Here is an 11,313-nt window from a genome sequence, read left to right as displayed (position 1 = left end):
TATTATACTACTCTTTCTCGGAATACAAGCGTTTTCCAAAAAGAAGAGCCGTGGAAATTCTTTCTTTTCGAGAATCTCCACAGCTTTCATTTTCTGTTATCGAATAGCGGAGAGCAAGATTCTTTCGCACAAGTCTTCGAACGAGATACCTGCTGCTGCCGCAGCTTTCGGAACAAGGCTCGTTGCCGTCATACCGGGGATCGTGTTGACCTCAAGCACGTACGGTCTGCCTTCTGCATCAAGCAGGACATCTGCGCGGGCGATACCACCACAGCGAAGCGAACGGAAGGCTTTGATCGCCGCCTCTTGCACGACTTTCGTTTCTGCCTCTGTAAGCGGCGCAGGACAAAGATAGTCGGTCGCACCGCTCGTATATTTCGATGCGTAATCATAGGCACCCGAATGCGGGCGGATCTCAACGACAGGAAGCGCCTGTGCCGACTTGCCGTCATCCCATACAGCGACCGTCAGTTCACGACCTTTGATATATTGTTCAACGAGAATACCTTCGCTGTAACGGAATCCTTCTTCGATCGCCGCACGAAGAGCATCATCTTCTGTAACGATGCTCACCCCGATGCTCGAACCTTGCGCTACTGCCTTGATAACGACAGGCACGCCGTAGTCGCGACGGATCGCTTCTTCGATCGCCTCTATGTCTTGACGATCATCATAGAATACGGAACGCGGCGTCGGTACACCGTGTGCGATAAACATATCTTTCGTTGCCGCTTTATCCATCGCAACGGCACTCGCCATCACACCCGAGCCCGTGTACGGGATACCCATCATTTCGAGCGTACCTTGTACGGCACCGTCTTCACCGAATTTACCATGGATCGCAATAAATACGACATCACATGCTGCTTCTTTCAGATCGGTCATAAGCGTGGCAGGATTAAGTTCCATGCCTTCTGCCTGATATCCTTTTGCCTGAAGTGCCGCAAGGATCGCCGCACCCGTACGACGAGAAACGTCGCCTTCTGCCGACGGTCCGCCCATCAATACGATAATTTTTTTCTGTTTCATTTCTTCCACCTGACTTTATCCTTTTTTACGGATGATATCCGCATTGATCTGTCTTAGTTTATGTTCTATCTCTTCATATCCGCGGTCGATATATATCGCACGGTCGACTTCTGTTATCCCTTCGGCACACAGCCCCGCCAATACGAGTGCCGCACCTGCACGCAGATCCCCCGCTTCGACTTTCGTCCCTGTCAATACAGGCACTCCGCGTACGACAGCACTTCTGCCCTCGACACGGATATGTGCACCCATACGAACGAGTTCGTCTACATGCTTGAACCGATTCTCGAAGATCGTTTCCGTTATGATGCCCGTTCCTTCTGCCGTTGCCAAAAGTGCCATCATCGGCGCCTGCAAGTCTGTCGGAAACGCAGGATACGGCAGTGTCTTGATATCGACACTTCGAATACGTTCGGCACAAAGATGTATCTCACGCTCCGCGCACCTTACCTGCGCGCCTGCTTCACGCAATTTGTCAATAACAGCAAACAGGTGATTCGGCATCACATCTTCGAGTATGACTTCACCGCGCGTGATACAGCCTGCCAACAGGAAAGTACCTGCTTCAATACGGTCGGGCTGCACTGTATATTCGGCAGGTACTAACCTTTTCACACCACATATCGTGATCGTATCGGTTCCTGCGCCGTCTATCTTCGCACCCATCGCTTGCAAAAATGATGACAGATCGACGATTTCGGGCTCACGCGCCACATTTCTGAGGACTGTCACACCTTCAGCAAGCACGCCTGCCAACATCGCGTTCTCCGTCGCACCGACACTCGGAAAGTCGAACTGCACATCCGCACCGACCAGTTTTTTTGCCGTCAGCCTTACTGTGCCATGTTCCTCGGCAATATGTGCGCCCATCTTCTCGAACGCCTTCAAATGAAGGTCGATCGGACGCGGTCCGATCGCACATCCTCCCGGATACGAAACAGACACTTCGCCGCATCTGCCGAGAAGTGCGCCCATCAAAAACACCGACGCGCGCATCTCTCTTGATAGCTGTTCGCCGACCGAGGCCGATGTGACAGCCCTTGTATCGACTGTAAGCGAGCTGTTATCCCGCACCGTGCGAACACCAAGACCATGTAAGATATCCTGCATCATACGAATATCACGAAGGTTCGGTACACGATGAAGAATACTTTCCCCTTCAGCCAGCAGCGTCGCCGCCATAATAGGCAGAGCCGCATTCTTCGCACCGCTGATAGAAACCGTACCGGTAAGCCTTCGTCCTCCGCGAATCACCAATCGTTCCACCATCGCCGCCCTCCAGTTGGGTGGCGGCGCGCTTAGGCTTTACTTGCCAATCGCTCTGCCAAGTCTTCTCCGACTTCGTAGATATTGCCTGCGCCCATCGTCATGATAAGGTCGCCTTCTTCTTTGTGTGTTTCCAAGTAATCTGCGATCTTCTGCCAATCCTTAATATAAACGGCATCTTTTCCGTTATGCTCTTTGACCTTGCGTACGATGAGTTCACCGTCAACACCGTCGATAGGAGCTTCGCCCGCCGAATAGATGTCTGTCAAGATCAAGACATCGGCTTCATCAAATGCCGCACCGAATTCTGTTGCCAAATGATACGTGCGCGTATAACGATGCGGTTGGAATACACAAACGAGTCTTTTCGGCTTCGTCTGACGTGCCGCAGTGAGCGTCGTGTTGATCTCGGTCGGATGATGTGCATAGTCATCGACGATCCATACACCGTCTGCTTTGGCTTTCGTCTGGAATCGGCGTTTCGCACCATTGAAGAGCGTGAATGCTTCGGCGATCGCCTCCATCTCTACGCCCATTTCGCGAGCCGCCGCCACAGTCGCAAGTGCATTGAGCACATTATGTTTGCCCGGTACATTGAGCACGATCTGTCCGCACAACTCTTCTTGATAATATACATCGAAGCTCGTATTCTGACCGATCGTTACGATATTTTTCGCTTGATAATCCGCATCATGTTCGATCGCATACGTGATCTGTGTGCGTTCGATCTGCGGTGCCATATTGCGAATATGCTCGTTGTCGAAACAGAGAATAGCTACCCCATCTTCTTCCGGCAAGTTATGTAAAAATTGACGGAAGGCCGTGAGGATATTCTCCATCGTGCCGTAGTGATCCATATGGTCATTCTCGATATTCGTCACGATCGCGACCTTCGGATACAGCGTCAAAAACGAGCCGTCACTCTCATCTGCTTCTGCGACCATCACACCACTGTGACCGAGTTTCGCATTGCCGCCGAGATAATCGACATCTCCGCCGATGATGACAGTCGGATCAAGACCGCATCTCTCCAGTACAACAGCACTCATCGAAGTCGTCGTCGTTTTACCGTGCGCACCTGCGACCGCAATACCGCGCGAAGATTCGTTCATCAAAAACGCAACGACATCCGAACGATGAAGCACGGGAATATTTTGCTCTTTCGCCGCAACAAGCTCGGGATTCGCCGCTTGGATAGCAGTCGAAACAACGAGTACTTCTTTCCCTTCTATATTTTCTGCTTTTTGTCCGATCTTGATATCGGCACCCATTTTAGCCAGACGCTCCGTAACTTCCGATCTCTTCAAGTCGGAACCCGACACGTCATATCCTTTTTCTATCAAAACTTTGGCGATTGCGCTCATACCGGCACCGCCGATACCGACAAAGTGTATCTTCTTCTTAGTCGTAAGCAAAGACTTATTTCCTCCTTTTGCGCGCCGCTCCTTCGGTTATTGTTCGGCTTATTGTATGCAACCTGTCAGAGAACCGTTCCTAGCCGCGTTTTGCCAGCGTTCGCACCAAACGTGCAATATCGTCTGCCGCTTCTGCTCGTCCCAATTCCAAACTTGCAGCTGCCATCTTCGCCAGCGTATTCGGCTCGGCGAGAAGCTCTTCTACTTTTGCAAGGAGCACTTCTCCTGTTAATTCACTATCTTTTATCACGACAGCCGCGCCATGCTTTTCTACGATACGCGCATTATATTCCTGATGGTTCGCCGTTGCATACGGATACGGAACCAAAACCGACGGAATACCGCGTGCCGCAAGCTCGGCAAGACCCAGCGCCCCTGCTCTGAAGATCGCCAAATCTGCTGTTGCCAGCGCATTGGGCATATGGTAGGCATACGGCACGATCTTAATATTACCTGCCGATTCCCAGTCTATACCCTTCTCTTTCAGACTGTCTATCACTCTATTATACTCACTTTGACCCGTGATGTGCAATATCTGAACATCATCTCTGTGACGAAACTTTTCATGAAGTGCAATAAGCGCCGTATTGATACTGCGCGCACCACGCGAACCGCCCGATACGAGTATCGTCTTTTTGCTTTCATCAAGACCAAATTCCTTCAATCCGTCTGCACGACGCGCCAACATGACCGCCGCACGGATCGGATTGCCTGTCGCCACGATCTTCTCCCGATTGGGGAAATACTTCCCTGCCTCTTCGTAACCGACCGCGATCTTCGCCGCGAAACGCGATGCGATCTTGTTCGTCATACCGGGAACGACATTCTGCTCCTGTATCATCGTCGGGATACCGAGCATACCTGCCGCCAAAAGCACAGGCCCGCAAACATATCCGCCCGTACCGATCACCACATCGGGACGGAACTTTCTCACAAGCGATAATGCCTGCCAGACACCTTTTGCCGCACGACCTGCTATCGCCAGATTCTCAAGCGTCAGCTTACGCTGAAAGCCTGCTACTTCTATCGTTGCGAACGGAATATTTTCTTTCGGAATAATATCCGACTCCAATCCCTTTTTTGTTCCCACATATAAAATTTCGACAGACGGATCTTGCGCCCGCAGACGCTCAATGATCGTAATGGCGGGATAAATATGACCGCCCGTTCCGCCGCCCGAAACCATAACGCGCATAAACCATTCCTCCTGTATACCTGATCAAAGGCAAGCTTATTTCCTGCCTATCATTTTATTATAACCGAATTTGGCGGGAAATGTTAAGCAAAATTCCCACACCTGTCATTGTAAAAATGAGCGCCGATCCGCCGAAGCTCAAAAACGGCAGCGGGATCCCCGTCACAGGCATCGACGCCGTCACAACAGCCATATTCATCATCGCCTGCAATACGATCATGCTCGTCAGGCCGACTGCCAGCAGACTGCCGAATGTATCGGGTGCGTGCATCGCCGTTCTCATTCCGCGCCACGCCAACAAAAAGAACAGTAAGATAACAGTCAGCGTACCGATAAGCCCCAGTTCCTCTCCGATAATGGAAAAGATAAAATCGGTATGCGGTTCGGGCAGATAAAGAAACTTTTCTCTGCTTCGTCCCAGCCCGACACCGAACAAGCCTCCCGACCCGATGGCGTAGAGCGACTGAATGATATGATACCCACTGCCGAGCGGGTCTGACCACGGATCGAGAAAGGCAAGTATCCGTTTCATGCGATACGGCTCGAGCCAGACCGCCACCGCGACACCGAGTACACCAACCATGCCGAGCGAAGCCAGATGAAGCGTACGCGCCCCTGCCGTAAACAACAGCACGAATACCATCGCGCCGATGGCAAGTGCCGTACCGAGATCAGGCTCTGCCAAGATAAGCGCGAATATCATCAGCATGACACCAAGTATCGGCACCAATCCACGCCAAAACTGCTTGATACGACCGATGTTCGTCGTCAGATAGGCCGCCGCAAAGACAGCCATGCCGAGCTTGGCGATCTCTGACGGCTGCAGATAGAAGCCGCCCGCCCCAAGCCACCTTCTCGCACCATTGACGACCTTGCCGAGTCCCGGAACCAAGACCAAGATGAGCAGTACTACCGTCACCGCCAGAATCGGTACGGCAAGCCCTTTCCACACATGATAATCGATCCGCATCGCGCAGACCATCGCACCAAGCGCGATCGTCGTCCAGATAAGCTGTCGTTTCAAAAAATAATACGAATCATCAAAATGCACCTCGGCAGAAACAGCACTGGCACTGTAGACCATCACAATCCCCAGTGCCAGCAAGGACAGCACAGCCGATACCAATACCGTATCGACGGCTCCCGTTTTCTTATTCATACACAACGCTCCTTACGCGGAGGTTCTGTCATCATGTCTGCTTGAAATCGAGTAAAACTTATTGAAGTGCGTGAACGAACCGCTTAAATTCTCTTCCTCGTTCTTCGAAGTTGTTGAACATATCATAGCTCGAGCATGCAGGCGACAATACGACTGCTTCTCCCGCTTTTGCTTTTTCGTGAGCGATCTTGACTGCTTCTTCCATCGAGAAGCCTGCATCGATGATAGATGCAACGCCCATCTTCTCCGCTTCTTCGCGGAATCTGCCTGCCGCTTCCCCAATTAAGATGAGGTGCGTCACACGCTCTTTGATCTTCGTCATGAACTCCGTCAAGTCAGTCATCTTATCATGACCGCCCGCGATCAAAACGATACCATCAGAGAATGCTTCAAGGGCCTTAATGGACGATTCGGGATTCGTTGCTTTCGAATCGTTGTAGTAGCCGACACCATCAAGCTCGCGAACAGGCTCGATGCGATGTTCCACACCGCCGAACCCCGCCAGTACAGCGCGCATGTCAGCGACCTTCACGCCTGCCAAGAATGCGACCGAACACGCGGCAAGTGCATTCTCCACGTTGTGGTCGCCTTTTATCTGAAGATCGGCAAGCGGACATACCGTCGTCGTTTCACCGTTCCAGTTGAGTACGATAGCACCATCTTTGACAAACATACCGTTCGTCAGTTCTGTCTTACGGCTGAAATAAAATACCGTACTCGGCACACGCATTGACATATCGCGAACGACAGGCTCATCATAGTTGAGCACGACATAGTCGCCTTCGCCTTGTTGTGCGAAGATGCGTTCCTTCGTCAAACGATAGTTGTCGACACTGCCATGACGGTCGATATGATCGGGCGTTACATTGAGGATCGCCGCCACCGTCGGACAGAAGTCCTGCACACGTTCCAACTGGAAGCTCGAAATCTCCGCAACGACGATGCCGTCCTCACTGACGGCTTCCGTTTCTTTCGACAATGCCATACCGATATTACCGCCGACAACGACATCATCTTTCGCCGTTTTCATCAATTCACCGAGAAGAGTCGTCGTCGTCGTTTTGCCGTTCGTACCCGTGATCGCCACCATCGGAGCCTTGCAAAGCTGATATGCTACTTCGATCTCACCGATGACAGGGATATTTCTTGCTTCCGCTTCGCGCACAAGCGGGATCGTAACGGGTACCCCCGGAGAGATGACGAGCATATCCGCATTCTCAAGAAGGCTGTTATCCTGATAGCCGAGCGCGATATTGACACCTGCCTCGCGGGCGGGTGACACATCATGCAGAAGTGCTTCTTCTTTTTTATTATCATTGAGCGTTACCGACGCGCCTTTCCCTGCCAAAATCTCGGCAACAGCAATACCGCTGATGCCTGCGCCGACAACGACGATCTGTTTATTGCTAAAATCCATTTCCTGTTCCCCCTACTTACACTGCCATTACCATCATCAAGGCAACGACGCTCAAGAGCGCACCGCAGAGCCAAAATACCGTAACAACTTTTTTCTCCGACCAGCCTTTGAGTTCAAAATGATGGTGGATCGGACTCATCAAAAATACGCGTTTACCTGTCGTCTTGAACGATGCTACCTGAATGATAACAGACAACGCTTCCACGACGAATACACCGCCGACGATGATCAAGAGAAGCTCCGTTTTCGTTAACACGGCAACAGCCGCCAACGCACCGCCGAGTGCGAGCGAACCGGTATCGCCCATGAATACCTTCGCAGGATGCGCGTTATACTTGAGGAAACCGAGCACACCGCCGACGACCGTCATGCAGAATACGGCAAGCTCGTATTGACCAAAGATAAGACAGATGATCGCATAGGCAATGGCCGCTACCGCCATCGTACCCGATGCGAGCCCGTCAAGACCGTCCGTCAAGTTTACCGCATTCGTCGTACCGACAAGCACGAAGAATATCAAGATGTAATAGAAGATACCGCAATCGATCGTCTGATCGAGTACAGGAATCCACAGATTCGTATCGCCGCCCATATAGGTGATCGAGATATAGACAAGTGCGACTGCCATCAAGATCTGACCGAGAAGCTTCTGCCGTGCCTTAAGACCGAGGTTACGTTTCAAGACGACTTTGATAAAGTCATCAATAAAACCGATGACGCCGTGACCGAGCGTGATAAAGAGTGCGAGCCATACCTCACGACTGCCTCCGACAAAAATAAGCGATGCGACCGTGATCGCGATCAATATCATAATACCACCCATCGTCGGTGTTCCCGACTTGGCTTGGTGGCTCTTCGGACCTTCTTCGCGAATGCTCTGACCGAATTTCAATCGTCTGAGCATCGGTATCGCGATCGGGCCGAGTGCCAAAGAAACAGCAAGTGCAACAAGCAGTGCCGAGATCAGTTGTTGTATATCAATCATGATTCGTTTCTCCTTCCGATGCGATAAGCTTGATGACCGTTTCCATCTTCATGCCGCGCGATCCCTTCACAAGGACCGTATCGCCTGCTTGTAAGTATGTGTTGAGATGCTCTGCGATCTCTTCGTGACTGTCACATGCGACTGCGGCAGGTACACCGCACGCTTTTGCTTCGTCTGCTGCAAGACACGCCAGAGAACCGTATGTGAATATCGCATCAACGCCTTTTTCGGCACATTTTCTGCCGATACCGCGATGCGCATCTTCCGTGATGTCGCCAAGTTCCAGCATATCGCCGAATACGACGATCTTACGACCGTCCGTGATATCGGCAAGGTTGTCGATCGCACCTGCCGTCGAACGCGGGCTGGCATTGTACGCATCGTTGATGAACGTATAATCGCCCACTCGCTGAACAGCGAATCGCATACCGCTCGGCACGAACGAGGCCAGACCTTCTGCGATATCGTCGAGCGTCATACCGAGCGCACGACCGACTGCGACAGCCGCCAGCGCATTCTGCACGTTATGGCGACCGAACGCAGGAACCATCATCTCTTTTTCGCCGTCTGCTATGCAGCAGACGAACGACGTACCGCCCGCACATTTCGTAATATCTTTCGCACGTACATCAAGGCCGTCACCGTCGATACCAAACAGCATGACCTGCGCGCGCGTCACATCTGCCATCTTGCGCACACGTTCATCGTCACCATTTAAGATAGCGATGCCTCGTGCAGGAAGTGACTTCGGCAACTCGCTTTTGGCAAGTGCGATATTGTCAATACTGCCGAGGATCTCCATATGCGTTTCCCCGACATTCGTTACAACACCGATCGTCGGATGTGCGATACGCGTCAGCTGTGCGATCTGACCAAGACCGCGCATGCCCATCTCCACAACAGCCGCTTCATCGTCTTCTTTCATCGAAAGAAGCGTAAACGGAAGACCGATCTCATTGTTAAAGTTTGCTTGTGTTTTACAGATCGCACAGCGATGCTCAAGCACCGATGCGACCATATCCTTTGTCGTCGTTTTGCCGTTCGAGCCTGTGATGGCAACGAACGGACGGTCGAATCGCTCGCGATAAAGGCGCGCGATATTCTGATACGCAAGAAGCGTGTCACCGACGCGAATGATCGTCTTGCCTTCTGCATCAGGCACATCCTGCGATACAACAGCACCGACGGCACCGCGCTCGAATGCCTGCTCAACGAACCGATGTCCGTCAAACGTTTCGCCGACGAGTGCGACGAACAAGTCGCCTGCTTTTACTTTGCGTGTATCGGTCGACACACCGCCAAACGAATCTGCTCCCATCGAGCAGACTTTACCACTGACGGCCTGACTGATCTCATCTACTGAAAATCTCATTTCGCCAACCCTTTCGCTACTTCTCTTGCTACTTCGCGATCATCGAAATGGATCGTACCCGTATTGAGGATCTGATACGTTTCATGGCCTTTGCCTGCGATCATAACGACATCGTCTGCCTCTGCCATTGTGATGGCACGTTCGATCGCCGCGCGTCTGTCAGCAATTTTTTCGTATTGTGTATTGTCATCGAGCACTTCAAGGATACCTGCTTCCACATCGTCTAAGATACGGGCAGGGTCTTCCGTGCGCGGATTGTCGCTCGTTGCGATAACGACATCACCGAGCTCGGCTGCAATGCGCCCCATGATAGGGCGCTTCGTACGATCGCGGTCACCGCCGCATCCGAATACGACGATGATACGACCTTTCGTGAACTCTTTTGCCGTTTTGAGGATATTTTCAAGCCCATCGGGCGTATGTGCATAATCAACGATGATCGGGAACGACTGTCCGCCATCGATCAATTCGAATCGACCTGCCACGCTTGTGAACGATTCCAAACTCGCGATGATCGTATTCCACTCGATATTCTCCGACAATGCCGCACAGATCGTACCGAGTACGTTATAGACGTTGAAGATACCTGTAATGCGCAACTTGAGATCATGCTCACCGTACGCGCCTGTAACTTTAAACGAAGTGCCTGTTCCCGTTACCGTAATATCGGTCGCACGCACATCGGCATCGTTGTTGATACCGTATGTAATCGTCTTGACACCTTTTGCCGCCGCAAGCATCGTCTTTGAAGCCTCATCATCGAGATTAACGACCGCCGCACGATTCGGCTTGCAGTTCATCGGACTTGCCACACGCGCGAAAAGATCGGCTTTGGCAAGCGCATACTGCTCGAGCGTCTTGTGGAAGTCTAGATGATCCTGCGTCAGATTCGTAAACATCGCCACATTAAAGTCACAGCCTGCCACACGGTTGAGCACGAGTGCATGCGACGATACTTCCATGATGACATAGTCGATATTCGCTTCGACCATACGCACCAATATCTTCTGCAAGTCGATAACATCGGGTGTCGTATTGTTGATCGGAATGATCTCATCTTCGATCATGATCTGGATCGTGCCGATCACGCCGACACGATAGCCTGCTTTTTGAAGGATAGAACGGAGCACATACGTAGACGTCGTTTTACCGTTCGTTCCCGTCACGCCGATCATTCTCAGCTTGCGCGACGGATAATCAAAGAAGCTCGGCACGATCGCCTGCATCGCCGCGCGCGTATCTGCCACACGAATGACAGTAATGCCTTCTGCCACTTCGATATCCTTTTGGGCAACGATCGCAACAGCACCTGCTTCTGCCGCCTTCTGCGCATATGCATGACCGTCAACACGCGCCCCATCCAGACAGATAAAGAGCGTACCTGCCGTCACTGTTCTGGAATCATATGAAACATCTTGTATCTCGATATCGGTTCTGCCGATAACGGCTTCCGTATCGATCGATGCAAGAAGTTG

General features: G+C 51.7%; 9 protein-coding genes. All 9 read right to left on the bottom strand.

All coding sequences use genetic code 11. The annotated features are described in order from the left end of the window. Nucleotides 1-96 precede the first annotated feature (96 nt). The gene (locus tag IJN28_01405; GenBank protein MBQ6712429.1) at nt 97-1,029 is read right to left on the bottom strand and encodes a D-alanine--D-alanine ligase; all 933 of its coding nucleotides are present in this window, start codon (nt 1,027-1,029) and stop codon (nt 97-99) included. Between the two features lie 15 nt (nt 1,030-1,044). Next, nucleotides 1,045-2,295 (bottom strand): UDP-N-acetylglucosamine 1-carboxyvinyltransferase, encoded by a 1,251-nt coding sequence (gene murA, locus IJN28_01400; protein MBQ6712428.1) that lies wholly within the window; start codon nt 2,293-2,295, stop codon nt 1,045-1,047. A gap of 32 nt (nt 2,296-2,327) precedes the next feature. Continuing rightward, complete coding sequence (locus tag IJN28_01395) at nt 2,328-3,710, bottom strand: UDP-N-acetylmuramate--L-alanine ligase (protein ID MBQ6712427.1); 1,383 nt, start codon at nt 3,708-3,710, stop codon at nt 2,328-2,330. 79 nt (nt 3,711-3,789) lie between these two features. Continuing rightward, entirely contained in the window at nt 3,790-4,905 is a 1,116-nt protein-coding gene (gene murG, locus IJN28_01390; GenBank protein MBQ6712426.1) for an undecaprenyldiphospho-muramoylpentapeptide beta-N-acetylglucosaminyltransferase, read from the bottom strand. Nucleotides 4,906-4,963: 58 nt separating this feature from the next. Further along, entirely contained in the window at nt 4,964-6,064 is a 1,101-nt protein-coding gene (gene spoVE / locus IJN28_01385) for a stage V sporulation protein E (GenBank protein MBQ6712425.1), read from the bottom strand. 58 nt (nt 6,065-6,122) lie between these two features. Further along, a complete protein-coding gene (locus IJN28_01380; protein MBQ6712424.1) occupies nt 6,123-7,481 on the bottom strand; it encodes a UDP-N-acetylmuramoyl-L-alanine--D-glutamate ligase in 1,359 nt (452 codons plus the stop codon). Between the two features lie 16 nt (nt 7,482-7,497). Further along, nucleotides 7,498-8,466: a phospho-N-acetylmuramoyl-pentapeptide-transferase gene (locus IJN28_01375; GenBank protein MBQ6712423.1), complete on the bottom strand. Its 969-nt coding sequence runs from the start codon at nt 8,464-8,466 to the stop codon at nt 7,498-7,500. Beyond that, nucleotides 8,459-9,838 carry a UDP-N-acetylmuramoyl-tripeptide--D-alanyl-D-alanine ligase gene (locus IJN28_01370; protein MBQ6712422.1) on the bottom strand — a complete coding sequence of 460 codons (1,380 nt, stop codon included), beginning with the start codon at nt 9,836-9,838 and terminating at the stop codon, nt 8,459-8,461. The genes IJN28_01375 and IJN28_01370 overlap by 8 nt, the downstream gene beginning before the upstream one ends. Next, nucleotides 9,835-11,298 carry a UDP-N-acetylmuramoyl-L-alanyl-D-glutamate--2,6-diaminopimelate ligase gene (locus IJN28_01365; protein MBQ6712421.1) on the bottom strand — a complete coding sequence of 488 codons (1,464 nt, stop codon included), beginning with the start codon at nt 11,296-11,298 and terminating at the stop codon, nt 9,835-9,837. Before IJN28_01365 ends, IJN28_01370 begins: the two co-directional genes overlap by 4 nt. Nucleotides 11,299-11,313 lie beyond the last annotated feature (15 nt).

Source organism: Selenomonadales bacterium (assembly GCA_017442105.1).
In the GTDB taxonomy this organism is placed as follows: domain Bacteria; phylum Bacillota; class Negativicutes; order RGIG982; family RGIG982; genus RGIG982.
The sequence above is the reverse complement of the archived record's forward strand: the minus strand, read 5'-3'. Positions and strand labels throughout refer to the sequence as shown.